Source organism: Pseudocitrobacter sp. RIT415 (genome assembly GCF_003057695.2).
In the GTDB taxonomy this organism is placed as follows: Bacteria; Pseudomonadota; Gammaproteobacteria; order Enterobacterales; family Enterobacteriaceae; genus Pseudocitrobacter; species Pseudocitrobacter faecalis.
Genome location: NZ_QBJC02000010.1, coordinates 59,463 through 85,335 on the forward strand (window position 1 = coordinate 59,463; position 25,873 = coordinate 85,335).

Annotated in this window: 24 protein-coding genes, 1 pseudogene and 1 other annotated feature; of the genes and pseudogenes, 16 read left to right on the plus strand and 9 right to left on the minus strand. The window is 53.5% G+C overall.

From position 1 onward, the window contains the following. The first annotated feature begins 88 nt into the window (after positions 1-88). On the plus strand, positions 89-901 hold the full coding sequence (gene yidA / locus DBY68_RS12025) for a sugar-phosphatase (protein WP_108476265.1): 813 nt from the start codon (positions 89-91) through the stop codon (positions 899-901). On the opposite strand, the gene DBY68_RS12030 is transcribed toward yidA, so the two are convergent. Further along, positions 898-1,959 (minus strand): FAD-binding protein, encoded by a 1,062-nt coding sequence (locus DBY68_RS12030; protein WP_108476266.1) that lies wholly within the window; start codon positions 1,957-1,959, stop codon positions 898-900. The genes yidA and DBY68_RS12030 overlap by 4 nt on opposite strands. Positions 1,960-2,059: 100 nt before the next feature. Here DBY68_RS12030 and DBY68_RS12035 point away from each other — a divergent pair, with 100 nt between their 5' ends. Then, positions 2,060-3,286 carry a DUF3748 domain-containing protein gene (locus tag DBY68_RS12035; RefSeq protein ID WP_199538665.1) on the plus strand — a complete coding sequence of 409 codons (1,227 nt, stop codon included), beginning with the start codon at positions 2,060-2,062 and terminating at the stop codon, positions 3,284-3,286. A gap of 1 nt (position 3,287) precedes the next feature. Here the strand turns inward: DBY68_RS12035 and DBY68_RS12040 are convergent, their stop codons facing one another. Beyond that, positions 3,288-3,620 (minus strand): YceK/YidQ family lipoprotein, encoded by a 333-nt coding sequence (locus DBY68_RS12040; RefSeq protein WP_108476268.1) that lies wholly within the window; start codon positions 3,618-3,620, stop codon positions 3,288-3,290. Between the two features lie 244 nt (positions 3,621-3,864). Further along, positions 3,865-3,938, plus strand: a sequence feature (ROSE (Repression Of Heat Shock gene Expression) occurs in the 5'-region of heat shock genes and acts as an RNA thermometer to modulate expression.). Between DBY68_RS12040 and ibpA the strand changes: the two genes are divergently transcribed. The 3 genes from ibpA to DBY68_RS12055 all read left to right on the plus strand — a co-directional run bounded on the left by ibpA (position 3,932) and on the right by DBY68_RS12055 (position 6,770). Further along, positions 3,932-4,345 carry a small heat shock chaperone IbpA gene (gene ibpA / locus DBY68_RS12045; RefSeq protein ID WP_015343937.1) on the plus strand — a complete coding sequence of 138 codons (414 nt, stop codon included), beginning with the start codon at positions 3,932-3,934 and terminating at the stop codon, positions 4,343-4,345. Its footprint overlaps the feature before it by 7 nt. Positions 4,346-4,456: 111 nt before the next feature. Further along, positions 4,457-4,885, plus strand: a complete 429-nt coding sequence (gene ibpB / locus DBY68_RS12050; protein ID WP_108476269.1) for a small heat shock chaperone IbpB — start codon at positions 4,457-4,459, stop codon at positions 4,883-4,885. Between the two features lie 223 nt (positions 4,886-5,108). Next, complete coding sequence (locus tag DBY68_RS12055) at positions 5,109-6,770, plus strand: putative transporter (RefSeq protein WP_108476270.1); 1,662 nt, start codon at positions 5,109-5,111, stop codon at positions 6,768-6,770. On the opposite strand, the gene DBY68_RS12060 is transcribed toward DBY68_RS12055, so the two are convergent. Then, the gene (locus DBY68_RS12060) at positions 6,750-7,487 is read right to left on the minus strand and encodes a GntR family transcriptional regulator (RefSeq protein ID WP_108476271.1); all 738 of its coding nucleotides are present in this window, start codon (positions 7,485-7,487) and stop codon (positions 6,750-6,752) included. The genes DBY68_RS12055 and DBY68_RS12060 overlap by 21 nt on opposite strands. Before the next feature lie 298 nt (positions 7,488-7,785). Between DBY68_RS12060 and DBY68_RS12065 the strand changes: the two genes are divergently transcribed. Together DBY68_RS12065 and DBY68_RS12070 are read left to right on the plus strand one after the other, a co-directional pair. After that, positions 7,786-9,408: an alpha-glucoside-specific PTS transporter subunit IIBC gene (locus DBY68_RS12065; RefSeq protein WP_108476272.1), complete on the plus strand. Its 1,623-nt coding sequence runs from the start codon at positions 7,786-7,788 to the stop codon at positions 9,406-9,408. Next, on the plus strand, positions 9,405-10,727 hold the full coding sequence (locus tag DBY68_RS12070) for a 6-phospho-alpha-glucosidase (protein WP_108476273.1): 1,323 nt from the start codon (positions 9,405-9,407) through the stop codon (positions 10,725-10,727). Before DBY68_RS12065 ends, DBY68_RS12070 begins: the two co-directional genes overlap by 4 nt. Here the strand turns inward: DBY68_RS12070 and DBY68_RS12075 are convergent. Then, complete coding sequence (locus tag DBY68_RS12075; RefSeq protein WP_108476274.1) at positions 10,724-11,617, minus strand: helix-turn-helix transcriptional regulator; 894 nt, start codon at positions 11,615-11,617, stop codon at positions 10,724-10,726. The two genes, DBY68_RS12070 and DBY68_RS12075, sit on opposite strands and share 4 nt — an antisense overlap. Positions 11,618-11,781: 164 nt before the next feature. Between DBY68_RS12075 and DBY68_RS12080 the strand changes: the two genes are divergently transcribed. From DBY68_RS12080 to DBY68_RS12100, 5 genes are read left to right on the plus strand one after another with little or no spacing between them, the layout of a single operon-like run. Then, positions 11,782-13,482, plus strand: coding sequence for a solute:sodium symporter family transporter (locus DBY68_RS12080; protein ID WP_108476275.1), 1,701 nt, complete (start codon positions 11,782-11,784; stop codon positions 13,480-13,482). Further along, on the plus strand, positions 13,479-14,972 hold the full coding sequence (locus DBY68_RS12085) for a sulfatase-like hydrolase/transferase (protein ID WP_108476276.1): 1,494 nt from the start codon (positions 13,479-13,481) through the stop codon (positions 14,970-14,972). Before DBY68_RS12080 ends, DBY68_RS12085 begins: the two co-directional genes overlap by 4 nt. A gap of 32 nt (positions 14,973-15,004) precedes the next feature. Next, positions 15,005-15,352, plus strand: coding sequence for a DUF202 domain-containing protein (locus tag DBY68_RS12090; protein WP_108476277.1), 348 nt, complete (start codon positions 15,005-15,007; stop codon positions 15,350-15,352). After that, positions 15,342-15,704 carry a DUF202 domain-containing protein gene (locus tag DBY68_RS12095; RefSeq protein WP_108476278.1) on the plus strand — a complete coding sequence of 121 codons (363 nt, stop codon included), beginning with the start codon at positions 15,342-15,344 and terminating at the stop codon, positions 15,702-15,704. Before DBY68_RS12090 ends, DBY68_RS12095 begins: the two co-directional genes overlap by 11 nt. Next, on the plus strand, positions 15,701-16,819 hold the full coding sequence (locus DBY68_RS12100; RefSeq protein ID WP_158529115.1) for an anaerobic sulfatase maturase: 1,119 nt from the start codon (positions 15,701-15,703) through the stop codon (positions 16,817-16,819). The genes DBY68_RS12095 and DBY68_RS12100 overlap by 4 nt, the downstream gene beginning before the upstream one ends. 3 nt (positions 16,820-16,822) lie before the next feature. Here DBY68_RS12100 and dsdA read toward each other — a convergent pair whose 3' ends face one another. Beyond that, positions 16,823-18,145, minus strand: coding sequence for a D-serine ammonia-lyase (gene dsdA / locus DBY68_RS12105; RefSeq protein WP_108476279.1), 1,323 nt, complete (start codon positions 18,143-18,145; stop codon positions 16,823-16,825). A gap of 17 nt (positions 18,146-18,162) precedes the next feature. After that, positions 18,163-19,499: pseudogene (gene dsdX, locus DBY68_RS12110) on the minus strand (D-serine transporter DsdX). A gap of 228 nt (positions 19,500-19,727) precedes the next feature. Between dsdX and dsdC the strand changes: the two are divergent. After that, entirely contained in the window at positions 19,728-20,666 is a 939-nt protein-coding gene (gene dsdC / locus DBY68_RS12115; protein WP_108476280.1) for a DNA-binding transcriptional regulator DsdC, read from the plus strand. Here dsdC and emrD read toward each other — a convergent pair. Next, positions 20,651-21,835, minus strand: a complete 1,185-nt coding sequence (emrD, locus tag DBY68_RS12120; RefSeq protein ID WP_108476281.1) for a multidrug efflux MFS transporter EmrD — start codon at positions 21,833-21,835, stop codon at positions 20,651-20,653. The genes dsdC and emrD overlap by 16 nt on opposite strands. Before the next feature lie 293 nt (positions 21,836-22,128). On the opposite strand from emrD, the gene ivbL reads away from it, so the two are divergent. From ivbL to ilvN, 3 genes are all read left to right on the plus strand, one after another. After that, the gene (gene ivbL, locus DBY68_RS12125; protein WP_072277096.1) at positions 22,129-22,227 is read left to right on the plus strand and encodes an ilvB operon leader peptide IvbL; all 99 of its coding nucleotides are present in this window, start codon (positions 22,129-22,131) and stop codon (positions 22,225-22,227) included. Positions 22,228-22,334: 107 nt separating this feature from the next. Further along, positions 22,335-24,023: an acetolactate synthase large subunit gene (ilvB, locus tag DBY68_RS12130; RefSeq protein ID WP_108476282.1), complete on the plus strand. Its 1,689-nt coding sequence runs from the start codon at positions 22,335-22,337 to the stop codon at positions 24,021-24,023. Between the two features lie 3 nt (positions 24,024-24,026). Then, positions 24,027-24,317, plus strand: coding sequence for an acetolactate synthase small subunit (ilvN, locus tag DBY68_RS12135; protein ID WP_015343952.1), 291 nt, complete (start codon positions 24,027-24,029; stop codon positions 24,315-24,317). 38 nt (positions 24,318-24,355) lie between these two features. On the opposite strand, the gene DBY68_RS12140 is transcribed toward ilvN, so the two are convergent. Beyond that, on the minus strand, positions 24,356-24,976 hold the full coding sequence (locus DBY68_RS12140; protein WP_108476283.1) for a 2-dehydro-3-deoxy-6-phosphogalactonate aldolase: 621 nt from the start codon (positions 24,974-24,976) through the stop codon (positions 24,356-24,358). Beyond that, on the minus strand, positions 24,963-25,865 hold the full coding sequence (locus DBY68_RS12145) for a 2-dehydro-3-deoxygalactonokinase (RefSeq protein ID WP_108476284.1): 903 nt from the start codon (positions 25,863-25,865) through the stop codon (positions 24,963-24,965). Before DBY68_RS12145 ends, DBY68_RS12140 begins: the two co-directional genes overlap by 14 nt. Positions 25,866-25,873: the final 8 nt, after the last annotated feature.

Sequence of the window (25,873 nt, forward strand, 5' to 3'; positions counted from 1 at the left end):
TGCATCCCCGTTTTAACCCGTCACGGCTGCTGTTTTTTGAGCGGAATCGCGTTAGCATGAGGAAGGACTCATCTAACCTGGGGTATTCATGGCTATCAAACTTATTGCAATCGACATGGACGGAACCTTGCTGTTGCCGGACCATACCATCTCTCCAGCGGTCAAAAAAGCGATCGCCGACGCACGTGCGCGTGGCGTTAATGTGGTGCTGACTACGGGCCGCCCATACGCAGGCGTGCACAGCTACCTGAAAGAGCTGCACATGGAACAGCCGGGCGATTACTGCATCACCTACAACGGTGCGCTGGTGCAAAAAGCGGGCGATGGCAGTACTGTCGCGCAAACCGCGCTGGGCTATGATGACTACCGCTACCTGGAGCAACTCGCGCGTGACGTGGGCTCGCATTTCCACGCCCTCGATCGCAATACGCTTTATACTGCCAACCGCGACATCAGCTATTACACGGTGCATGAATCCTACGTTGCCACTATTCCGCTGGTCTTCTGTGAAGCCGAAAAAATGGATCCGGCAACGCAGTTCCTGAAAGTGATGATGATTGATGAGCCTGCCATCCTGGATAAAGCCATTGCCAAAATTCCGGCGGAAGTGAAAGAGAAGTACACCGTGCTGAAAAGTGCGCCGTACTTTCTCGAAATCCTCGATAAACGCGTCAATAAAGGCACTGGCGTGAAATCGCTGGCCGACGCGCTGGGTATCAAACCCGAAGAGATCATGGCGATTGGCGATCAGGAAAACGACATCGCAATGATTGAATTCGCAGGCGTTGGCGTGGCGATGGATAACGCCATTCCGTCAGTGAAGGAAGCAGCGAATTTTGTCACCAAATCCAACCTTGACGATGGCGTGGCGTACGCCATTGAGAAGTTTGCGCTGAATTAATTTCGTACGCGAATATCGCTGATACGGCTGCGCATAATGGCTTTTCGCAAGCGCGGCTGTGTCAGTATTCTGGCTTTAATGATTTTTCCCAGCAGTTTCAGGCGCAGACTGAACGTCGAGCGCGTATAGGCGCGGTTGGCGTCTTCACGTTGCCCCTGTAGAACCTGACTGAGCAACTCCGCACTATCCAGCGCATAACTGATCCCCTCCAGCGAACTGGCGCTGATAAATCCCGCCGCTTCGCCAATCAGAAATGCATTCTCTTTGCCGCACACAAAATCTCCCCAGCGCGAGGGAAACAGCACCGTACATTTCTCGCTTTTCACGGGTTCGCCGAAATGAAAGGCAAAATCTGTCATCTTCGCTTTCAGCGCCTCAAAGCGTGCCTGACCGTCTTTCATCGGATAAGCACCGCCAAAGATAAAATAGCCGTCTTTACTGATGCTCCACGAATAGCAATCCGTCACCGTGTTATCAAAAATGCAGGCGTAAAACGGCACGGCGTGCGCTTCAACGAACCACTGCTGGATGGCCACGTATTTGCGGATCTGATGTTCGGGGTAAAGATGGCGGCGCACCAGAGAATTGGCCCCATCAGCACCGACCAGATAGCGGGCGGTAATGTGCTGTTCCTTGCCGTCAGCCTGAAACGAAATGTGCCACTCGTCATCTTCGCGCCATACCTTTCGGCACAGTGTGTCGTGATGAACGGTCACCACGTCGGGAATTAACGATTTCATCCATAAATCAAACGAATGGCGATTAATATTGATATAGCTGCGCGGGTAATTGCGGGTGAGTCCGGCGGCCACATCGACGGTTTTAACGCTGAAAATCTGTGGGTTGGCGATCACCTTAACGGGAAGGGTAATACCGTCGCGAATAAACGCCCGTTGTGCATCCGGTGCCAGCAGGCCGCCGCAAGGTTTGGTGAAACCTTCGCTGCCGCACTGACGTTTTTTATCCAGCGCAATCACGCGCATTTTGCCTGCTAACTGGCGCGCCAGCGCCGAACCTGCGGGGCCTAAGCCGATAATCGCCACGTCGAAATGTGCCATTTTGCTGCTCGCCGTTGTTGAGATGGCGTTACGCTAAAGCCTGAAAGTGAAGTCCTTGTGAAGTATGATGACGCAAATTGTCTCGTATCAGGACTGCGTAATGAAACAGGTCACCTTTGCCCCGCGACATCATCAACTTACCAACATCAATACCTGGACCCCGGACAGCCAGTGGCTGGTCTTTGATGTTCGCCCTTCCGGCGCGTCGTTTACCGGCGAGACGATTGAGCGCGTAAACATCCATACCGGCGAGCTCGACGTGATTTACCGCGCCACGCAGGGCGCGCACGTTGGCGTGGTGACTGTTCATCCTCAGCGCGAGAAATATGTGTTTATCCATGGCCCGGAGAACCCGGATGCCGGCTGGCAGTACGATTTTCACCATCGCCGTGGTGTGATCGCTGAAAACGGTACGACCACCAATCTGGATGCAATGGATATCACCGCGCCTTATACGCCTGGCGCGCTGCGTGGCGGGAGTCACGTGCATGTGTTTAGCCCTAACGGTGAGAATGTCAGCTTTACCTATAACGACCACGTGATGCACGAATACAACCCGGCGCATGACCTGCGCAACGTTGGCGTTGCCGTACCATTTGGCCCGGTCAACGTTACTGCTCAGCATCCGCGTGAATACAGCGGTAGCCACTGGTGCGTGCTGGTGAGTAAAACCACGCCTGCGCCAAAGCCGGGGAGTGACGAGATCAATCGCGCCTATGAAGAGGGCTGGGTGGGGAATGAGACGCTGGCGTTTATTGGCGATACGCTGTCGGTGAAGGGCGAGAAAGTGCCTGAGCTGTTTATTGTCGCGCTGCCTAAAACCGCGCAGGGCTGGAAGCTGGCGGGTGATGCGCCGCTGGCTGGAACGGAAACCACGCTACCCGCACCGCCCGCAGGCGTGGTGCAGCGTCGTTTAACCTTCACGCATCAACGGGCGTACCCGGGGCTTGTGAATGTGCCGCGTCACTGGGTGCGCTGCAACCCACAGGGCACGGAAATCGCGGTGCTGATGCGCGATGCAAACGGTGTGGTTCAGCTGTGGCTGGTATCGCCAGAAGGCGGAGAGCCGCGCCAGCTTACCCATGTAGAAAGTGACATTCAGTCGGCGTTTAACTGGCATCCGTCGGGAAATGCGCTGGGCTTTGTGCTGGAAAATAGAATCGCGATAGCCGATGCGGCGAGCGGGAGCGTGCGCTTTTTGACAACCGATCACGGTAACCCGCCGTCTGCCGATGCCGTCGTTTTCTCACCCGATGGCCATTACATAGCCTGGATGGAAGAGACGGCGGGCTTCCGTCAGCTGTGGATAACCGAAACCGGCCTCTGAATTACGGCGAAGGCATCGGCGCTGGCGGAATAACCGAGTTCGTCGCCAGCGTCTCCTGCTCGCTCTTTTCGACACGCGAACGCACAGAGTTATCGGTGCGGAACATGTCCCACGGCAGCAGCAGGGTATCCATCACCGCTGTGAATGGCATATCGAGCGCCACCAGCGATTTGGTTCCCCAGTTGTTGTCCTCATCGCCGAGCATGGTCGCGCTTGCTCGCGTGCCCGGATACGTACCCTCTTTGCCACCCGTATGCGACATCACGCTTGAGCAGCCGCCTACTAACATCATCCCACTGAACAGAGCCAGCTTAAGCAGATTATTTTTTATCATGATTTAATCATCGTATCGGAGCCGGGAGGGCTCATCTGTACGGGTTATAGCCACCCGTCGCGAAAATGGATAGTCCTGGCTTCCCGCTCTGTGGCGGCTGTCGCACTTTAACCAATAGTGCTCTACCCCAGTCTATGCCTTCAGCACGAAAGTGCAAAAAAAGTAAGACCCGCGCCCTTGAAAATCGTTCCTCAGAACACATTTTAAGAGTGTAGCCCAATGAGGAGCACGCCTGATGGGTGCTTCGGGTATCACCGCCTGTCCATGATGGAAGGCCGTAAAATTCTCGCTGATTTCAGGAGCTATTGATTATGCGTAACTTTGATTTATCCCCGCTATACCGTTCTGCTATTGGTTTTGACCGCCTGTTCAATCTGTTAGAAAACAATCAAACCCAGAGTAACGGCGGCTACCCTCCGTACAACGTTGAGCTGGTAGACGAAAACCATTACCGCATTGCCATTGCCGTTGCCGGTTTTGCTGAAAGTGAACTGGAAATTACCGCCCAGGACAACATGCTGGTGGTGAAAGGCGCTCATGCGGCCGAGCAGAAAGAGCGTACCTACCTCTATCAGGGGATCGCCGAGCGCAACTTTGAACGCAAGTTCCAGTTAGCGGAAAACATCCACGTGCGTGGCGCAAACCTGGTGAATGGCCTGCTCTATATCGAGCTGGAGCGCGTAATTCCTGAAGCGAATAAACCGCGCCGCATCGAAATCAACTAATTCCATGAGCCGCTACGGCGGCTCTGATTACCCAGGCTTGCCGTCAGGGAGCCTTATGCGAATCTTCATGATCCGCAGGACTTCACTCGCTTCTTAGAAGGAGAATGTATTATGCGTAACTACGATTTATCCCCACTGCTGCGTCAATGGATCGGTTTTGACAAAATGGCTAACGCGTTGCAAAACGCCGGCGAAAGCCAGAGCTTCCCGCCCTATAACATCGAAAAAAGCGACGATAACCACTATCGCATTACCCTTGCGCTGGCCGGTTTCCGTCAGGAAGATCTGGATATTCAACTGGAAGGCACGCGCCTGACCGTGAAAGGTACACCGCAGCCGCAGGAAAAAGAGACCAAATGGCTACACCAGGGGCTGGTCACCCAGGCGTTCAGCCTGAGTTTCACGCTGGCTGAAAATATGGAAGTGGCTGGCGCAACCTTCACTAACGGCTTGTTGCATATCGATTTGACCCGCAACGTGCCGGAAGAAGTTGCCCCGCAGCGGATCGCCATCAGCGAGCGCCCGGCGTTGAATAGCTAGCAATGGATTGAATAGGCGTGATTTTGTAGGCCGGATCAGGCGTTCACGCCGCATCCGGCAACCACAATGCGCACGTTGCCCGCAATCTAAAGCCTCGTCTACATGACGGGGCTTTTTTACGTCTGCTAAAAATCCAAAGTAATTGTGCGCAAATCCCCATACAACCCTCTGCATTTCTGCGAGAATCCCCACTACAGGTAATGTTATTCACAGGGAAAATTGTATGAGTGATATAGCAATGACCGTCAGTGTGCTTGCTCTGGTTGCCGTCGTCGGCCTCTGGATAGGCAACGTCAAGATCCGCGGGATTGGCCTCGGTATTGGTGGCGTGCTGTTTGGCGGGATAATCGTAGGACACTTTGTCGAAATGGCAGGCGTCGAGCTTAGCGGCCCGATGCTGCATTTTATTCAGGAATTCGGCCTGATCCTCTTTGTCTACACCATCGGGATTCAGGTGGGGCCGGGCTTCTTTGCTTCATTACGCGTCTCCGGGCTTCGACTTAATCTCTTCGCCATTTTGATTGTGCTGCTGGGCGGCGTGGTCACCACGCTGTTGCATAAAATCTTCGCTATCCCGCTGCCTGTCGTATTGGGGATATTCTCCGGCGCGGTCACCAACACGCCAGCCCTGGGCGCAGGTCAGCAAATTCTTCGCGATCTTGGCGTACCCTTTGATGTGGTCGATCAAATGGGTATGAGCTACGCGATGGCTTATCCTTTCGGCATCTGCGGTATTCTCCTCACCATGTGGCTGCTGCGTCTGTTCTTCCGCATTAACGTTGAGAAAGAAGCCCGACGCTTTGATAAACAAGCGGGGAACAGTCACGAAAATCTGCAAACCATCAACATCTGCGTCGAAAACCCAAACCTGCACAGCATGGCGATTCAGGATGTCCCCATTCTCAACAGCGATAAAATTATCTGTTCGCGTCTGAAACGGGGCGACGTCCTGATGGTGCCGTCGCCCGCCACGCTCATTGAGCAGGGTGATTTGCTCCATCTGGTGGGCCGACGTGCCGATCTGCACGATGCACAACTGGTGATCGGTAAAGAGGTTGAAACCTCACTCTCCACGCGCGGCACAGACATGAAAGTCGAGCGCATCGTGGTCACCAACGAGAAGGTGCTCGGCAAGCGAATCCGCGATTTGCACTACAAACAGCGCTATGACGTGGTTATCTCGCGCCTCAATCGCGCGGGCGTGGAACTGGTCGCCAGCAGCCACGCGACGCTGCAATTTGGTGACATCCTCAATCTGGTGGGGCGTCCGGCGGCGATTGACGCCGTGGCGGCTGAGCTGGGCAACGCGCAGCAAAAACTGCAACAGGTACAGATGCTACCGGTCTTTATCGGTATCGGCCTGGGTGTGTTGTTGGGCTCCGTGCCGCTGTTCATCCCCGGTTTCCCGGTGGCGTTAAAACTGGGCCTGGCCGGCGGGCCGCTGATTATGGCGCTGATCCTCGGACGTATCGGCAGCATCGGGAAGCTCTACTGGTTTATGCCGCCGAGCGCCAACCTGGCGCTGCGAGAACTGGGGATCGTGCTGTTTTTATCGGTGGTTGGCCTGAAATCGGGGGGTGATTTTGTCGATACGCTGGTACACGGCGACGGGCTGAGCTGGATTGGCTACGGCATTTTCATTACCGCGATACCGCTTATTACCGTGGGTATTCTGGCGCGTATCTTTGCGCGCATGAACTACCTGACCCTGTGCGGCATGCTGGCTGGCTCGATGACCGATCCACCCGCGCTGGCTTTCGCCAACAACCTGCACGCCACCAGCGGCGCGGCTGCACTCTCTTACGCTACCGTGTATCCGCTGGTCATGTTCCTGCGCATCATCACCCCGCAGCTACTGGCGGTACTATTCTGGGGAATGGGTTAACGGGCTATTATCGGTGTGGACGCGCCGCAAATGGTAGTCCACCTGATATTCACTGGCATTACGGAACATCACGGAATAATTGAGAAACTCGCCGCTGTCGCTGTAGGAAAGAGAAGTAATACGCAGCAGCGGCGTCTGTTCCGGCACATTCATCGACTGCGCCAGTTGCCTGTCTGCCAGCACGGGTGACAGGCTTTCATAATTCCCACTGATGGTGATGCCGCACTCCTTCTCGATGTAATCAAACTTTGACCCCTCCAGGTGCCCCAGCGAAAGCGTACGAAACAATTTTACCGGCATATAGCTGTCTTCCAGCATTAACGGTTTTCCATCTACATACCGCACGCGGCGTGAAAAGTAGATCCGCTCATTAATCTGGATGCGCAGCTGGCTGGCGATGGCAGGTGGGGCTGGCATTACTTCAAATACCAGTACCTTGCTTATCACCTCTTTCCCCTGCTGGCGCAGCACTTCCGCCAGCCCGGTGAGGTTGGTGGTCTCATGATGAACATCTTTGCGCGCCACATAGGTTCCGCTGCCGTGGCGGCGGATAACCAATCCCCATGCAATCAACATATCCACCGCTTTGCGAATGGTCATTCGCGCAACGCCAAATTCCTGGGCGAGAATCTTCTCAGCCGGAAGCGGGCTTCCCACGTTGTAATCGGAAGAGTTAAGCCGTAAACGCAGTTTGTCAGCGATAGATTTGTAGATCACCAGTAGACCTCTGTTTTAGGGTAAGCGGTTAGAATCGAACCTCTGTTTCTAATTATTAATTCATATATATCAATAATATAAAGCGTATTCTCTCCGTGAATCTCAGCATGAAAATTCATGTTGTCTATTTTTCTACGAAAAAGTAGACAACATCGGCGCAATTAAAACCATGAAAGGGATCACGAATCGAACCGGCGCGGCATGTTGTCTGTCCGGCAAATTCCTATTCTCGAAGCAGGCTGATAGAGAAGATAAATAAAGCCACTCACCCTACAAGTTGTTAAATGAGGATTACCAAATGCTCAGTCAAATACAACGCTTTGGCGGCGCCATGTTTACCCCGGTATTGCTGTTTCCTTTTGCCGGGATCGTGGTGGGTATCGCCATTATGTTGCGTAACCCGATGTTTGTCGGCGAAGCACTCACGGCTCCCGATAATTTATTTGCTCAGATTGTTCATATTATTGAAGAAGGCGGCTGGACCGTATTTCGTAACATGCCGCTTATTTTCGCCGTTGGCTTACCGATTGGCCTGGCAAAACAGGCGCAGGGCCGAGCCTGTCTGGCGGTGCTGGTGAGTTTCCTCACCTGGAACTACTTTATTAACGCGATGGGAATGACCTGGGGCCACTTTTTTGGCGTCGATTTTTCCGTCGATCCTACCGCCGGTAGTGGCCTGACGATGATCGCCGGAATAAAAACGCTCGACACCAGTATTATTGGCGCGATCGTTATTTCCGGTATCGTTACTGCGCTGCATAACCGTTATTTTGATAAACCGCTGCCAGTATTTCTCGGTATTTTCCAGGGATCATCATTTGTTGTCATTGTCGCTTTCCTGGCGATGATCCCCTGCGCCTGGTTAACGCTACTTGGCTGGCCCAAAGTGCAATTAGGCATTGAATCACTGCAGGCATTTTTACGCTCTGCCGGGGCGCTGGGGGTATGGGTTTATATTTTCCTGGAACGTATTTTGATTCCGACCGGTTTACATCACTTCGTTTATGGCCCGTTCATCTTTGGCCCGGCGGTGGTTGAAAGCGGCATTCAGGTTTACTGGGCGCAGCATTTACAGGAGTTCAGCCAAAGCACTGAACCGCTGAAAGCGCTGTTCCCGGAAGGGGGATTCGCCCTGCACGGTAACTCGAAAGTCTTTGGCTCCGTGGGCATTGCGCTGGCCCTCTACTTCACCGCCGCGCCGGAAAACCGCGTCAAAGTCGCCGGTTTGCTGATTCCCGCCACGCTAACGGCGATGCTGGTGGGTATCACTGAACCGCTGGAGTTCACCTTCCTGTTTATCTCGCCGCTGCTGTTCGCCGTACACGCCGTGCTGGCCGCGACGATGGCAACGGTGATGTATATGTGCGGTGTCGTCGGCAACTTCGGCGGTGGCCTTTTGGATCAGTTCCTGCCGCAAAACTGGATACCCATGTTTCACAACCATGCGTCGATGATGTTTATCCAGATTGGCGTTGGTGTGTGCTTTACCGCGCTCTACTTCGTCATCTTCCGCACTCTGATCCTGCGTTTTAACCTGAAAACGCCGGGTCGTGAAGAAAGCGAAATCAAACTCTACAGCAAAGCTGATTACCAGGCCGCACGCGGCAAAACCAGCGCCGCTGGCGCACCGGATACCAAACTGGGCCAGGCTGCCGGATTCCTGCAAGCATTGGGCGGCGCGGCAAACATTGAAAGTATCAATAACTGCGCCACCCGACTGCGCATAGCCCTGAAAGACATGGCGCATACGCAGAGTGACGAGATCTTTAAAGCGCTGGGCGCTCACGGCGTCGTGCGCCGTGGCAACGGAATTCAGGTGATTGTTGGCCTGCATGTTCCTCAGGTTCGCGACCAGCTTGAAACCCTAATGAAAGAATCTTTCCCGACCGAACAATCCACCATGACGGAGGCAGTATCATGAAGAAATTCTCAGTTGTTATCGCAGGCGGCGGCAGCACATTTACTCCCGGTATCGTCCTGATGTTGCTGGCAAACCAGGATCGTTTCCCACTGCGTTCACTGAAATTTTACGACAACGACGGGGCGCGTCAGGAAGTGATCGCTGAGGCCTGCAAAATCGTCCTCAAAGAGCAGGCACCGGATATCGAGTTCAGCTACACCACCGATCCGGAAACGGCTTTTACCGATGTCGATTTTGTGATGGCGCACATCCGTGTCGGTAAATACCCAATGCGTGAAAAAGATGAAAAAATTCCGCTACGCCACGGTGTGCTCGGCCAGGAAACCTGCGGGCCCGGTGGGATTGCCTACGGCATGCGCTCCATCGGCGGTGTGCTGGAGCTGGTGGATTACATGGAGAAATACTCGCCGAACGCCTGGATGCTGAACTACTCCAACCCGGCGGCAATTGTGGCGGAAGCGACCCGCCGTTTGCGCCCAAATGCCAAAATCCTCAACATTTGCGATATGCCGATCGGTATTGAAGGGCGCATGGCGCAAATTGTGGGTCTGCAGGATCGCAAACAGATGCGCGTACGTTATTACGGCCTGAACCACTTCGGTTGGTGGACTTCTATCGAGGATCTGCAAGGTAACGATCTGATGCCGAAATTACGCGAATATGTGGCAAAACACGGCTATGTACCGCCTTCTAACGATCCGCATACGGAAGCCAGCTGGAACGACACCTTTGCCAAAGCGAAAGATGTGCAGGCCCTCGACCCGCAAACCTTGCCCAACACGTACCTGAAGTATTACCTGTTCCCGGACTACGTGGTGGCCCACTCCAACCCGGAACGCACGCGCGCCAATGAGGTGATGGATCACCGCGAGAAACACGTCTTCAGCGCCTGCCGGGCAATTATTGAGGCGGGTAACGCCTCTGCGGGCGAACTGGAAATTGATGAACATGCCTCTTACATCGTCGATCTGGCGGCGGCGATTGCCTTCAATACCCAGGAGCGCATGCTATTGATTGTGCCGAACAATGGTGCCATTCCTAACTTTGATGCCGACGCGATGGTCGAAATTCCGTGCCTGGTGGGCCACAACGGGCCAGAGCCGCTGACCGTAGGTGAAATCCCGCACTTCCAGAAAGGGATGATGGGCCAGCAGGTGATGGTCGAAAAACTGGTGGTAGACGCCTGGGAAGAGCGTTCATATCAGAAACTGTGGCAGGCGATTACGCTGTCGAAAACCGTGCCGAGCGCGTCGGTGGCGAAGGCGATTCTCGATGATTTGGTAGAAGCGAATAAAGAGTACTGGCCGGAACTGAATTAACCGTCAGGGTCGGCGTCCTGTGGGCGCTGACCCTGATGTTTTAACACCGCCGATGGCGCGTAGCCAAACTTCTGTTTAAATGCCTTGCTGAAATGAAAGGCATCAAAAAAATTCAGCATATCTGCCACATTGCCCACCGAATTTCCCTCCTGCTTTAACAATGACAGCGCGAGATCTAACCGGGCGTCCAGATAATATTCATTGGGCGTTTTACCGGTGTAACGAAGGAAAAGACGGCGTAGCCAGGCCTCGCTGCAGGGGATAAATTGTGCCATTTCGTAAACTGACCAGCGCTTTTGTGGGCTGGCATGCAAAGCCGTAATTAACTTTTCCACCTGATTTCTCTGCGGATCCTTTTTCTCATTTTGGGAAATAAGATAAATCCATTGATATATGATTTTTGTGAGATACGCAACGGCGAGATTATGTTGCATTACATTATTACTGGTAATTAAATCTGACACCTCATTTAATTCAGCGTTAAAGATTTCTCCGTTATAAATAATACCTTTTTGTAATATCGGAATTTCCATTACGCTGGTGGGGATAAACTCCATCCAGTACTGTTCCCAGAGTAAGCCGTCGCAATGGTAAGACTGGATGTCGGTTGGCTTTAAAAAGATAATGCAGTTACCATTAAGTGTGATCAGGTTATTGTTTTTGAGGACTATTTTACCGCACCCCTGCACCGTGTAGACGGCTACCCATGAGTTCGCGATGAGCGGTTTTTTCTTATCCCGAGGCCAGAATACCTGATAACGCTCATCGGCAAAGGTATGCCAAAGAGAGAGTAACGAAATTCCGCTGGAGATCACATTTTCGTTAATCAGTAGCGGGATATTAAAAGGGGTTTCGTTTTTTACATGCGCAACGCTCTTTTTTCCATTCATTTTAATCACTCGCCGGGGAATTATGCTCACAACCTGGTGTGAACGTTATCAGAAAACGTTAAGGCCAGGGAAGCGATGTATTTATTTTTAAAAATCTATGCCTGTAGACCAGCGATATTTCGTCACTAATCCGCTGGGGTTAGATTATCATTCAGGGCAAAAAAATGAATATTCAGCAAATTGTGAGTTTTATCGGATTTACACTGCTGGTGGCCGTGATCACATGGTGGAAAGTCCGCAAGACGGACACGGGCTCTCAGCAGGGTTATTTTTTGGCTGGTCGCTCGCTCAAAGCACCGGTGATTGCAGCGTCGCTGATGCTCACCAATCTGTCGACTGAGCAACTGGTTGGGCTTTCCGGCCAGGCCTACAAAAGTGGAATGTCGGTGATGGGGTGGGAAGTCACCTCGGCGGTGACATTAATCTTCCTCGCGCTTATTTTCCTGCCGCGTTATCTGCAACGCGGCATTGCGACGATCCCGGATTTTCTTGAAGAACGTTACGACAAAACGACCCGTATTATTATCGATTTTTGTTTTCTCATTGCGACAGGGATCTGCTTCTTACCCATCATTCTGTACTCGGGAGCATTAGCGTTTAATAGCATGTTCCATGTCAGCGAAACGTTCGGTATTTCACATAGCGCCGCCATCTGGATATTGGTTACGGTACTGGGATTATCCGGCATTTTGTATGCGGTTGTGGGGGGAATGCGCGCGATCGCCGTCGCAGATGTGATTAACGGCATCGGTTTGGTTATCGGCGGCCTGCTGGTTCCCTTTTTTGGTCTGATGGTGATGGGGGAGGGGAGCTTTACTGCGGGTCTTAGTAAACTGACGACCGATCATAGCGAAATGCTTAACTCTGTCGGCAGTAACACGGATCCTCTCCCTATTGGCGCGGCATTCACTGGCCTTATTCTGGTGAATACCTTCTACTGGTGCACGAATCAGGGCATCGTTCAACGCACGCTGGCGTCCAAAAGTTTGGCGGAAGGGCAAAAGGGCGCGCTCCTGACGGCGGTACTGAAAATGCTTGATCCATTGATTCTGGTGCTGCCTGGCGTGATTGCATTTCACCTCTTCCAGGATTTGCCAAAAGCCGATATGGCTTATCCGGCTCTGGTTAACAGGGTTATGCCGCTACCGCTGATTGGCTTCTTTAGTGCGGTGTTATTTGGCGCCATTATCAGCGCGTTTTGTGGCTTTCTGAATAGCGCTTCAACGCTCTTTAGTATGGGGATCTATCGTCGAATTATTAATGAGCACGCGACGCCAGACAGGCTTGTCGTGGTTGGGCGTCGTTTCGGTTTTATTGTGGCCGTGGTCTCTATTTTGGTTGCGCCGTGGATAGCGAATGCACCGCAGGGTCTATACAGCTGGATGAAGCAGCTCAACGGAATTTATAACGTTCCATTAGTCACCATCATCATCATGGGTTTTTTCTTCCCCCGCATTCCTGCGCTGGCAGCGAAGGTCGCGATGGGATTAGGCATCGTCAGCTATATCACCATCAATTACCTGGTGAAATTCGATTTCCACTTTCTCTATGTGCTGGCCTGCACCTTCTGTATCAACGTTGTCGTCATGCTGATTATTGGCGCCATTAAGCCTCGGGCAACACCGTTTAAGTTTCACGACGCTTTTGCGGTGGACATGAAACCGTGGAAAAACGCGAAGATTGCCTCCGTGGGGGTTTTGTTCGCGATGATAGGTGTCTATACCGGCCTCGCTCAATTTGGCGGATACCCTACTCGCTGGATTGCCATCATGAGCTATTGCATCACTGCACTGGTCGTTATCTACCTGATTTTTGACAGCTTACGCAGCCGTAAAACGTCCACTTACGCAAAGGACTCCCTATGAAACGCCCCAATTTTCTCTTCATCATGACGGATACCCAGGCCACCAACATGGTGGGCTGCTATAGCGGAAAGGCGCTCAACACCCAGCATATCGACCAGCTTGCCAGCGAAGGGCTACGTTTCAACTCAGCCTATACCTGCTCGCCCGTATGTACGCCGGCGCGTGCCGGGCTGTTTACCGGAATTTATGCGAATCAGTCTGGCCCGTGGACGAACAACGTCGCGCCGGGGAAAAATATCTCCACCATGGGGCGTTATTTTCAGGATGCCGGCTATCACACCTGCTATATCGGCAAGTGGCATCTTGATGGACACGACTATTTCGGTACCGGCGTATGCCCGCCAGAGTGGGATCCGCAATACTGGTATGACGGCGCTAACTACCTTGCGGAACTGACCGATGAGGAAATTGGTCTGTGGCGAAATGGCCTGAATAGCGTTGAAGATTTACAGAATCACCAGATTGACGAAACCTTCACCTGGGCCCATCGCATCAGCAACCGGGCGGTGGATTTTCTGCAACAACCGCAACGGGACGATGAACCGTTTCTGATGGTGGTCTCCTATGATGAACCGCATCACCCTTTCACCTGCCCCGTTGAGTATCTGGAGAAGTATCAGGATTTTTATTACGACCTTGGGCTGAAAGCGCATGATGATCTCGCCAATAAACCTGAACACCATCGCCTGTGGGCGCAGGCCATGCCTTCTCCGGTAGATAACAGCGGGTTGTACCATCATCCGATGTACTTTGCCTGCAATGATTTTGTCGATGATCAGATTGGGCGCGTTATTAACGCATTAACCCCTGAGCAGCGTGAAAATACGTGGATTATCTACACTTCCGATCACGGTGAAATGATGGGCGCGCATAAACTGATCAGTAAAGGGGCGGCGATGTACGATGATATCACGCGCATTCCGCTGATTATTCGTGCCCCTCAGGGCCGCGCTGCGCAAGTCGATATGCCGGTCAGCCATATTGACCTGTTGCCCACGATGATGGCGTTGGCAGGCATCGAGAAGCCCGATATTTTGCCGGGAGAAAATATACTTAAGGTCACATCGCCACGCGGCGTGATGGTCGAATTCAACCGCTACGAAATTGAACACGACAGTTTCGGCGGATTTATTCCGGTACGCTGCTGGGTGACAGAGCGCTTTAAACTGGTGCTTAATCTCTTTACCAGCGACGAATTGTACGATCGCGTGAACGATCCGGATGAGCTTAACAACTTGATCAATCGCGCGGAATTTGCCGATATAAGAGATAAACTTCACGACGACTTGCTGGATTATATGGATAAAATCCGCGATCCGTTCCGTACTTATCAGTGGAGCCTGCGCCCCTGGCGCAACGATGCGACGCCGCGCTGGATGGGGGCATTCCGCCCGCGCCCCGAAGACGGCTATTCACCGGTAGTACGAGATTACGACACCGGGTTGCCTACTCAGGGCGTTAAAGTGGAAGAGAAAAAGCAGAAGTTTTGATGACCGATTAAGCCCAACGACAAGGAGCCGCAATGAAAATTTCCCGCCTCGGAGAAGCCCCGGACTACCGTTTCTCGCTGGCGAATGAACGTACTTTTCTGGCGTGGATTCGTACATCGCTGGGCTTTCTGGCGGCAGGCGTCGGCCTTGATCAGTTGGCGCCTGATTTCGCGACGCCTATCATCCGCGAGCTGTTGGCTCTACTGTTATGTCTTTTCGCCGGTGGGTTGGCGATTTATGGCTACCTGCGTTGGCTGCGTAACGAAAAAGCGATGCGGCTGAAAGAGGATCTGCCTTATACCCACAGCCTGTTGATCATCAGCGTCATTTTACTCATTGTCGCCGTCATTGTGATGGGGCTGGTTCTGTATGCCGGCTAATCGAAAAGCACGCCGGGAACGTGACCCCGGCCTGCAGCCTGAACGTACCTCGCTCGCCTGGTTCCGCACCCTGTTAGGCTATGCCGCGCTGATGCTGCTGGCGATTAAGCATAACTGGCATCAGGCCGGGAGTATGTTCTGGATCTCACTTGGCATACTGGCAATAGCGGCGTTAGTTCTTTGGCGATATACTCGAAACCGCATTTTAATGGACGTTGCGCAAAATGATTTTGCGCAACCCCGCGTGGTGCGCGACAAATTTTTCATCGCGCTTGCGGTTCTCTCACTGGCGTTGCTGTTTGCTGCCACGCATCTGCGTCAGGTGGGGTTATTGATAAAGGATTATCTATGACAGGCTGCCAGGTCATGGTCAAACCGGCCAGTTCTCGCTGTAATCTGCGCTGCAGATACTGCTTCTATATTGAAAAACCGCAACAGAGCGTAATGGATGACGAAACGCTTGAGGCGTTTATTCGTCAACATATCGACGCGCAACCGGGTGATGAGGTGCTGTTTGCCTGGCAGGGCGGCGAACCTACGCTCTGTGGTCTTGATTACTTTGAACGCGTTGTCGCGCTGCAGCAGCGCTATGGGAATGGCAAGCGAATCGCTAACGCCTTCCAGACCAACGGGATTCTCCTTAACGATGCGTGGTGCCAGTTTTTCCGCGAACATAACTGGCTGGTAGGCATCTCTATCGATGGCCCCGCACCGTTGCATGATGCCTTCCGCGTGAGCAATAGCGGCAAGCCGACCCATCATAAAGTTGTCGATGCTATCCAGCTTTTAACCGCCCATCGCGTTGAGTTCAACCTGCTGGTGGTCGTCAACAGTCTCAACAGCCAGCATCCGCAGGCGCTTTATCGCTACTTACGTACACTCGGCACGCCGTTTATCCAGTTCATCCCTCTGGTTGAGCAGGATGAAAACGGTGATTTAAGCGCAGAATCGGTGAGCGCAGAACGCTGGGGCGAGTTTCTGACGCGCGTCTTTTCCGTCTGGGTAAGAGAAGATATTGGCCGCGTTTACGTACAACTCTTTGATTCCACGCTGGGTGTCTGGTGTGGCTATCCCGCACAGATGTGCGCGCAAAGTGAGCGGTGTGGTCACGCCTTCGCGCTGGAGTCTAATGGCGATCTATATCAGTGCGATCACTATGTTTATCCGGCGTATCGGCTGGGAAATATTCACGAGCAACCGCTTAAGGTACTTAACGCGCAGCCAGAGGTCGCCGCTTTTGGCGCGAACAAACAGCGTGCGCTTAACGATGCTTGCCGACAATGCCCGGTGCTGCGCCTGTGTCAGGGCGATTGCCCAAAACATCGTCTGCATGCAGGCAAAAGCGCGTTATGCGCAGGCTATCGCCATTTCTTCACGCATACCGCGCCACACATGAAAATTATGCGCGATCTGCTGAAGCACCACCGCTCGCCCGTTGAACTGATGGTGATGCTTCAACATAGCTAAGGTTTAACGCCCTTTCGCCAGATACTGCGCCATCTCTGCTTCCGGCACCATGCCGCCGCCCGTCGCCCATACCAGATGGGTGGCGTGCTTCAGTTGTTCGGCGCTGAAACCGTGCATTTGCTGATACGCGGTGGACGCGCAAACGCGCTGCGGCCCGGCCATGCCCGCCAGCGCCGAGGGCTCCAGGCGGATATTCTCTTCCTGCGCCAGCCAGCCCAGCATGTCGTACATCGTTTGATCGTCGAGCGTATAAAGCCCGTCGAGCAAGCGTTCCATCGCGCGGCCTACGAAACCGGATGCGCGGCCTACCGCCAGCCCGTCAGCCGCCGTCAGGTTATCAATGCCAATGTCCTGAACGGAAATTGCATCGTGCAGGCCGGTGTACACACCCAGCAGCATGCACGGCGAGTGCGTGGGCTCAGCAAAGAAGCAGTGCACGTTATCGCCAAAAGCCAGCTTCAGGCCAAAGGCCACGCCGCCAGGGCCGCCGCCCACGCCGCAAGGCAGATAGACAAACAGCGGATGATCGGCATCGACAACGCGCCCCTGCTGAGCAAACTGCGCTTTCAGGCGCTGCCCGGCGACGGCATAGCCGAGGAACAGCGTGCGTGAGTTTTCATCGTCGATAAAGAAGCAGTTTGGGTCTGACTCCGCCGCTTTGCGCCCCTGTTCAACCGCCACGCCATAATCTTCTTCGTACTCGACCACCGTTACGCCATGGCTACGCAGCTTCGCTTTTTTCCAGGCACGGGCGTCGGCGGACATATGCACGGTAACCTTAAAACCGATGCAGGCGCTCATGATACCGATCGACAAACCCAGATTGCCGGTTGAGCCCACCGCAATGCTGTACTGGCTGAAGAACTGTTTGAACTCCGGTGAGAGTAAAACGCTGTAGTCATCTTCGGTGCTCAGCAGGCCGGCTTCCAGCGCCAGTTTTTCCGCATGCGTCAGCACTTCATAGATGCCACCACGGGCTTTAATCGAACCAGAAATCGGCAAATGGCTGTCTTTTTTGAGCAGGAGTTCACCGCTCATTTTCTGGCCAGATTGCTGTTCCAGGCGCTGCTGCATCGCCGGAATTGCCACCACGTCAGATTCAATAATCCCGCCGGTTGCGGCCGTTTCCGGAAACGCTTTTGCCAGATAGGGTGCGAAACGTGTCAGACGGTCGTGAGCGGCCTTAACGTCTTGTTCCGTCAGGCCAACATAGGGTAAACCTTCCGCAAGAGACGTGGTGCCGGGGTTAAACCAGGTAGTCTCTTTGAGCGCGACCAGGTCGTCCACTAAAGGATATTGAGCGATGAGTTTTTGAATGTTTTCCATAGTACGTCTCTTTGCGCTTAGATGATAAAGGAAAGCAGGAATGTGCATGCAAGTGCAACGACGGAGGCAATAAATGTCGCCGTTGTATAGATTTGAACGTTTCGTTAAGGGTCGCGCCGCAATACTGTTTCACCAGCCAGAAGAGGGAATCGGTGACGATCGTGCAGCCAATTGCGCCAGAACCAATAGCAATGGCGATGATCTCCGGGCTCACGTTCGGGTAAAGCGGCAGCATCGGGGCGACAATCGCCGTTGCGCCCATCATCGCCACCGTGGCGGAACCGACCGCCGCATGCAGAATCAACGCCACCAGCCACGCCAGCAGAATCGGGTGCATATGCATGTTGGAGAGGATAAGCGCCAGCGTATCGGCCAGGCCGCTGCTTTTGAGGATAGCGTTGAACGCCCCGCCCGCACCGATAATCAGCAGAATGTTGGCGATAGAACCGAAACCGTTCTCCGTGTGGGTCAGCAGGGTGCTCATGCCGATATGTTGACGCAGGCCAAGGATGTAATAGGCTACAAACACGGCGATGAACATGGCGGTAATCGGGTTGCCGATAAATTCCAGCAGCGTGTAAAGCGTACTGCCTTTTTCCATGTTTAACTCAGCGACGGTTTTTACCAGCATCAGGCCAATTGGCAGCAGAACGGTAAACAGCGTTGCGCCAAGTGACGGCAGTGTTTTTTCGTCGCGGACTTCAAGGTCGGAAAACTCGGCCGGTACCGCCTTGAAGGGCAGACGATTACCGAGGAATTTCAGGTACAGCGGGCCGCCGATAAGCGAGGCCATCAGCCCAACCAGCAGGCCGTAGACGATAACTGTACCCAGATCCGCGCCCAATTTATTCGCCACAAACAGCGCAGCCGGGTGCGGCGGCACTACGCAGTGAACGGCCATCAATGCGGTACACAGCGGGATCGCCAGCTTTAACAGCGACGTATTGGTTTTTTTGGCGATGGAAAACGCCAGTGGGATCAGCAGCACGACACCCACTTCCACGAACAGCGTAATCCCGCAAATCAGCCCCACCAGTACCATAATGACGTCAGCAGAGAGCCAGCGGCAGCGCTGAAGCGTCAGCCCAATGCGTTCTGCCGCACCAGAGACTTCCATCATTTTGCCCAGAATGGTGCCCAGGCCGATAACGGCGGCCAGGAAGCCCAGCGTGCCGCCAATCCCGCTTTCCACGGCATTCACCATATCCAGCGGGCCCATGCCCATCATCGCGCCCACGAAGAAGCTGGCTAACAGCAGCGCCAGAAACGGGTGGAATTTAAACTTCACGATGGTCAAAACGATCAACACGATGCTTATCAGCAGCGTGCTCACAACCCATATTTGAGAGTGCATATCTCACCTTGCCCTGTGATTAACCTGCCCCTATTGGACAGAAAATGGACATGGCCTGACAAACGATGTATTTGGCCTTTCACATGAGCCAGATTGAATCAAGGTGGTGATTTATGTCGAATAATGAGGCTAAATTGCGAGATGGTTCACTTTGGTTCACCCTTGCGCTGATTTTTGCAGCCTGTTTTTTTACACTGATAAGCATTATTTGGGTTTAATGAGGTGGTTATGGATCCCTTGCGCGATGTGCGAAACCGGCTGCTGAACGGCTGGCAGTTATCGAAGCTTTACACTTTTGAGGTTGCGGCGAGGCATCAGTCTTTTGCGCTGGCGGCAGATGAGCTGTCGCTGAGTCCCAGTGCTGTCAGCCATCGTATTAATCAGCTGGAAGAGGAGCTGGGCATCCAGTTGTTTGTCCGTTCGCACCGTAAGGTTGAACTGACGCATGAAGGTAAACGGGTGTTCTGGGCGCTGAAATCGTCGCTGGATACGCTGAATCAGGAGATTCTGGACATCAAAAACCAGGAACTCTCCGGCACGCTTACGGTTTATTCACGCCCCTCTATCGCGCAATGCTGGCTGGTTCCTGCGTTGGGGGATTTCACTCGTCGTTATCCATCAATTTCGCTGACTATGCTCACCGGGAATGACAACGTTAATTTACAGCGGGCGGGCATCGACCTGGCGATTTACTTCGACGATGCGCCATCGACGCAGCTCACGCATCATTTTTTGATGGATGAAGAAATTTTGCCGGTGTGCAGCCCCGACTACGCGAGGCGTTTTGATCTGAACGGACGGCTGGTAAATCTGCCGCACTGTACATTGCTGCATGATCGACAGGCGTGGAGTAACGATTCCGGCACCGATGAATGGCACAGCTGGGCGCAACACTTTGCGGTAAATTTGCCGACATCATCGGGCATTGGCTTCGATCGTTCCGATTTAGCGGTGATTGCTGCCATGAATCATATTGGCGTGGCGATGGGGCGCAAAAGGCTGGTACAAAAACGCCTCGACGGCGGGGAGCTGGTGGCTCCCTTCGGCGACATGACGCTGAAATGTCATCAGCACTATTATGTCACCACGCTGCCTGGCCGTCAGTGGCCGAAAATCGAGGCGTTTATTGGCTGGTTGCAGGAGCAGGCGGCCTACACCGGCTGCTGATGTTGATGAAAGCGTGAAGCCAGCGGTAGCCAACAGAGGAAAATCAGCAGGCCCATCAGCGTCATTAACAGACCGAGGCTGGCCTGACCGGTTTGCGGCATCATCGCGGAAAGCCACGCTAACACGCCGGAACCAATGTTCTGCAAGCCGCCGACCAGCGCACCCGCAGTACCGGCGAGGAACGGGAAGGGCTCCATTGCACCGCTGGTCGCCAGCGGGAAAAGCATCCCTGCGCCGAAGAAGAACAGCGCGGCAGGCACCAGCAGCGTCCAGACGGTCATCACGCCGAACAGGCCCGGTATCCACATCATCAGCCCCGCGACCAGGCAACTCATCACCGACTGCCACATCAGCGTTGAAAAACGTTTATTCGGACGCCCGGCAAACCAGGCGCCAAAGAATGCCGCCGGGATCGGCAGAATAAACAGAATACTCACCACCATGCTGTTCAGGCCAAGCACCGCGCCCATCAGCACGCCAGAGCAGGCTTCAAACACCGCAATGCCCGCCAGCCCGCCAATCAGCATCAGCAGATAGCAGTTGAACGCGCCGCTGCCAAAAAGCGTTTTATAGTTGCTGATAAGCCGCGTTTTCGGTGCACCAGCAGGGCGCGTTTCCGGCATCCAGCGCGCCATGCTGAAGGTGACAATCACACACAGGGTCAGCAGGAAGCCGTAGCACGCACGCCAGTTCCAGGCCGTATCAAGCAGCCCGCCAATCAGTGGCGCGAGCAGAGGGCTCACCAGAATCCCCATATTCAACAGGCTGTTAGCGTGGCGAAGCTGGCTGCCTTCGTACAGGTCACGCGGCAGGGTGCGCGCCATTACGCCGCCCACGCCGGTGCCCATTCCCTGTAACGCGCTGGCGGCAATCAGCACCGTCAGATCGCTGGTGGACATGGCGACAACCGTCGCCAGCATAAAAATCGACATCCCAACCAGGATCACCGGACGACGCCCGACGCGGTCAGATAGTGGGCCATAGAAGAGCTGCGAAACGCCATAGGTCAGCAGATAGGCTGCCATGACGCTTTGCACCGCGCCCTCGCGAACGTTGAGATCGCGTGCCATATCAGCAATTGCAGGAATATATATGGTTTGAGCCATCTGTCCGACGGCAACCAGCAACACCAGCATCAGTAAGATAGTGACGTTTCTTTGGCTTTTCATTTCTCTGATATTTTATAAAAAAAGAAAATATAAGAATAAGCTGCTGCTTATTACCCTAAATGCGGGTGGAATCTACCATATCAAGATGACAATTTAACCATCATATATGTGAATGATTTGTAGCGACCAGGCAGGATTTATAGACGCTGACGGCAACTAATCTTGCCAGTCTCTACATGGCTCTGGAGTGTGATCGCGCAGACATTTTTACGCAGATGAATTTTTTTCCGTTGCCAGCATCCAAAACCTGTGTTTGTATAAATTCACTTGATGAATTGATAAACAGGCCCCTAATGACTCCTTCCATGATGACGTCGACCCTACTAAAAACCGCGCTACCAGCCGCGGTGGTCGTCGTGCGTGTGGTGGTGGTCGTCGGCAATGCGCCGTAGGGTCAGGAACAACACACGATTCCAAAACCCCGCCGGCGCAAACCGGGCGGGGTTTTTCGTTTAATGACCCTCCCCGGAAAGTCGGCTCAGAATAAAAGGACTGGAGCATGGCAAGTTCGGGCACAACATCACAGACCAGACGCTTTACCGGCGCAGAACTGATCGTCCATCTGCTGGAACGTCAGGGGATCACCATGGTGACCGGCATTCCCGGCGGCACCGTGCTGCCGCTGTATGATGCATTAAGCCAAAGTAAGCAGATACGCCATATACTCGCGCGTCACGAGCAGGGCGCGGGATTTATTGCGCAGGGCATGGCGCGCACGGCGGGGAAACCGGCGGTGTGCATGGCCTGTAGCGGGCCCGGCGCGACCAACCTGGTGACCGCCATCGCCGACGCGCGTCTCGACTCGATTCCGTTAGTGTGTATCACAGGCCAGGTGGCCTCCTCATTAATCGGCACCGATGCGTTCCAGGAAGTCGATACCTACGGCATTTCTATCCCCATCACCAAACACAACTATTTAGTTCGCAACATCACGGAATTACCGCAGGTTATCGCGGATGCCTTCCGCATTGCCCAGTCTGGCCGCCCAGGCCCGGTGTGGATAGACATTCCTAAGGATGTGCAGACCGCTGAAATCGAACTGAGCGAACTGCCTGAACCGGGAGGTCGCGCGGCAACCCCTGAATTCAGCGCCGAGAGCGTGCGTGAAGCCGCCGCAATGATCAATGCCGCGCAGCGTCCGGTACTGTATCTGGGGGGCGGGGTAATTAACGCGCCGGAGCGCGTGCGCGAGCTGGCTGAGAAAGCGAATTTGCCGACCACCATGACCCTGATGGCGTTGGGTATGTTGCCGAAAGCGCACCCGCTGTCATTAGGCATGCTGGGAATGCACGGCGCACGCAGCACCAACTTTATTCTGCAACAGTCTGATTTATTGATTGTTTTAGGTGCACGTTTTGATGACCGGGCAACGGGGAAAGTGGCTGAGTTCTGCCCGAACGCGAAGATCATTCATGTTGATATCGACCGCGCCGAGCTGGGGAAAATCAAGCAAGCCCACGTAGCCATTCAGGCCGATGTTGATGATGTTCTGGCGCAACTGTTACCGCAGATTGACGCACAGCCGCGTAACGAATGGCGCGGGAAAGTCGCTGAACTGCAACAGGAATTCCCGTGTGCCATCCCACAAGCGACCGATCCGTTAAGCCATTATGGCCTGATCAACGCCGTTGCCGCCTGCGTGAACGACGACGCGATTATCGCCACCGACGTAGGCCAGCACCAGATGTGGACTGCCCAGGCGTACCCGCTCAATCGCCCGCGTCAGTGGCTGACCTCCGGCGGCCTGGGCACAATGGGCTTCGGCTTGCCTGCGGCGGTTGGTGCAGCGCTGGCGAATCCGGATCGCAAAGTACTGTGCTTTTCTGGCGATGGCAGTTTGATGATGAACATTCAGGAGATGGCGACGGCGGCGGAAAATCAGCTGGATGTGAAAATCATTCTGATGAATAACGAAGCGCTGGGCCTTGTTCATCAACAGCAGAGCCTGTTCTACAAACAGGGCGTGTTCGCGGCGACCTATCCGGGGATGATCAACTTTATGCAAATTGCCGCCGGTTTCGGCCTGGCAACCTGCGATTTAAACGGCGAAACCGATCCGCAGGGCGCGCTGCAGGCAATTATCAACCGACCGGGCCCGGCGCTGATCCACGTGCGTATCGACCCGCAGGAAAAAGTGTATCCAATGGTACCGCCGGGCGCGGCGAATACTGAAATGGTGGGGGAATAAGCCATGCAAAACACAGCACACGATAACGTCATTCTTGAACTCACCGTTCGCAACCACCCGGGCGTCATGACCCACGTTTGCGGCCTGTTTGCCCGTCGCGCGTTTAACGTCGAAGGCATCCTTTGCCTACCGATTCAGGACAGCGATCAAAGCCATATCTGGCTACTGGTCAACGATGACCAGCGGCTTGAGCAGATGATGAGTCAGATAGACAAGCTGGAGGACGTGGTGAAAGTGCAGCGTAACCAGTCTGACCCGACGATGTTTAATAAGATTGCGGTGTTTTTTCAGTAAAAATAAGCCCCGTACTTAATGCGTTCGGGGCTCCAACATCAACGTTTTTGGCAGGCATCCCATGCCTGCTTAAATGCTCGAGCCTGATTAGCTGTCTGTTCAGGGGATTGCCCGGCGCGATATAAATCACCGCCCAAACCTGCGCCCACACAGCCTGCGCGGAGATACTCAGCCAGGTTCGCTGGGGTAATTCCTCCTACGGCGTAAAGTGGTATATGTTTGGGTAATACGGCTTTTAAGGCGCGAATATATCCAGAGCCCAACTCACCGGCAGGGAAAATTTTAAGTGCATTAGCACCATGTTGAATGGCGACGAAGGCTTCACTTGCGGTATGACAGCCAATACATGTTTGCATCCCTGCTTCTCGCGCAGCTTTAATAACGGCTGGGTCGGTATTAGGCGTCAAAATAAATGAACATTTCATTTGGGAGAGAATTGCAACATCGTTGGCAGAAGTAACGGTCCCCGCGCCAATTTGGATTCTGTCCCCAAAACGCGCGATGGCCATTGCGATGCTGGTTTGCCAATCTGGCGAATTCAAGGGAATTTCTACAGTCGTGAATCCTGCTGCAATCAAAACCTCAATATGTGCCAACACGTCCTGAGGTAACACTCCGCGAAGAATAGCGACTAATGGAACGGTGTTAGTGTTGTTCATGTAAAAGTCTCCTGATGCCGTTTATAAATGTGGTTTCACCATTAATCGCCCGATAACATTGCCCGAAAAGATCGCAAACGGTCTGATAGCGTGCGATGAGCCCCTCACTTCCTGTTAAAACAATCTCTTCATGTGGTGATATGGCGTAGTGTTGAAGCATTTGTGCGACTTCATGGCCAATTAATAACCCCGACAAAGCCTCGAACAGTGACTCTGGCGGTAGGGAATGGCTAAGTGTTCTGGCGCGTAGGGCAAAAACGCCACGAGAAAGACATGTTTCGTGTCTGCCCATTTCAGCACCGAAAAGAAAAGCAGAGGGTGATGAGCGTTGCTCTACCGCATGTTTACCAAGCACGGAGTGTTGACTAAAAAGCGAGTAAAGTTCACCCGTCATCACGGTCTGAAAGTCCTGAATGACACCGTTTTCCATATGCACCCATTTACTGTGAGTACCAGGAAGTGCATACCAGGTATTGTCCGCCATTGCGCCCAACAGTTGAGTCTCTTCTCCACGCATAACGTTGTAACAATCGGGCCCAGCGAGTTGTATTCCGGGAACAATAAAGATGGGATAGGGGCCAGGATCGGGAACGGGCATGAGATGCTTCGCAAGATCATTGATAAGTGTTGGACACGATAAATAGGGCGCATTGACCCATCCCACGTTGCTGCCAATCATGCCGCTCATAATAACTGTGGTATCGAGCGCTATATCCTGAGGGCAAAGCTCAACAAGCGTGAGCCAGATATCTTTGAATTCACTTGGGTGATGGCGCGTAATACCTTCGGCGCAGGCATGTTCCCAGATGCATTCTCCCTTTTGAAATACCCATAGACGAAGATTGCTGGTACCCCAGTCGACGGCAATAAAATTTTCAGAATTGAACATACTTCGTT

Excerpts from the sequence above, each read along its gene's own strand:
- DBY68_RS12065 (WP_108476272.1), top strand. The coding sequence starts at position 7,786 with ATGCTCAGTCAAATACAACGCTTTGGCGGCGCCATGTTTACCCCGGTA.
- DBY68_RS12030 (WP_108476266.1), bottom strand. The coding sequence starts at position 1,959 with ATGGCACATTTCGACGTGGCGATTATCGGCTTAGGCCCCGCAGGTTCG.
- DBY68_RS12080 (WP_108476275.1), top strand. The coding sequence starts at position 11,782 with ATGAATATTCAGCAAATTGTGAGTTTTATCGGATTTACACTGCTGGTG.
- DBY68_RS12075 (WP_108476274.1), bottom strand. The coding sequence starts at position 11,617 with ATGAATGGAAAAAAGAGCGTTGCGCATGTAAAAAACGAAACCCCTTTT.
- DBY68_RS12070 (WP_108476273.1), top strand. The coding sequence starts at position 9,405 with ATGAAGAAATTCTCAGTTGTTATCGCAGGCGGCGGCAGCACATTTACT.
- ivbL (WP_072277096.1), top strand. The coding sequence starts at position 22,129 with ATGACTCCTTCCATGATGACGTCGACCCTACTAAAAACCGCGCTACCA.
- DBY68_RS12055 (WP_108476270.1), top strand. The coding sequence starts at position 5,109 with ATGAGTGATATAGCAATGACCGTCAGTGTGCTTGCTCTGGTTGCCGTC.
- ilvN (WP_015343952.1), top strand. The coding sequence starts at position 24,027 with ATGCAAAACACAGCACACGATAACGTCATTCTTGAACTCACCGTTCGC.
- dsdA (WP_108476279.1), bottom strand. The coding sequence starts at position 18,145 with ATGGAAAACATTCAAAAACTCATCGCTCAATATCCTTTAGTGGACGAC.
- DBY68_RS12100 (WP_158529115.1), top strand. The coding sequence starts at position 15,701 with ATGACAGGCTGCCAGGTCATGGTCAAACCGGCCAGTTCTCGCTGTAAT.
- DBY68_RS12145 (WP_108476284.1), bottom strand. The coding sequence starts at position 25,865 with ATGTTCAATTCTGAAAATTTTATTGCCGTCGACTGGGGTACCAGCAAT.
- ibpA (WP_015343937.1), top strand. The coding sequence starts at position 3,932 with ATGCGTAACTTTGATTTATCCCCGCTATACCGTTCTGCTATTGGTTTT.
- DBY68_RS12040 (WP_108476268.1), bottom strand. The coding sequence starts at position 3,620 with ATGATAAAAAATAATCTGCTTAAGCTGGCTCTGTTCAGTGGGATGATG.
- DBY68_RS12140 (WP_108476283.1), bottom strand. The coding sequence starts at position 24,976 with ATGAACAACACTAACACCGTTCCATTAGTCGCTATTCTTCGCGGAGTG.
- DBY68_RS12035 (WP_199538665.1), top strand. The coding sequence starts at position 2,060 with ATGAAACAGGTCACCTTTGCCCCGCGACATCATCAACTTACCAACATC.
- yidA (WP_108476265.1), top strand. The coding sequence starts at position 89 with ATGGCTATCAAACTTATTGCAATCGACATGGACGGAACCTTGCTGTTG.
- ilvB (WP_108476282.1), top strand. The coding sequence starts at position 22,335 with ATGGCAAGTTCGGGCACAACATCACAGACCAGACGCTTTACCGGCGCA.
- DBY68_RS12095 (WP_108476278.1), top strand. The coding sequence starts at position 15,342 with ATGCCGGCTAATCGAAAAGCACGCCGGGAACGTGACCCCGGCCTGCAG.
- emrD (WP_108476281.1), bottom strand. The coding sequence starts at position 21,835 with ATGAAAAGCCAAAGAAACGTCACTATCTTACTGATGCTGGTGTTGCTG.
- dsdC (WP_108476280.1), top strand. The coding sequence starts at position 19,728 with ATGGATCCCTTGCGCGATGTGCGAAACCGGCTGCTGAACGGCTGGCAG.
- ibpB (WP_108476269.1), top strand. The coding sequence starts at position 4,457 with ATGCGTAACTACGATTTATCCCCACTGCTGCGTCAATGGATCGGTTTT.
- DBY68_RS12085 (WP_108476276.1), top strand. The coding sequence starts at position 13,479 with ATGAAACGCCCCAATTTTCTCTTCATCATGACGGATACCCAGGCCACC.
- DBY68_RS12090 (WP_108476277.1), top strand. The coding sequence starts at position 15,005 with ATGAAAATTTCCCGCCTCGGAGAAGCCCCGGACTACCGTTTCTCGCTG.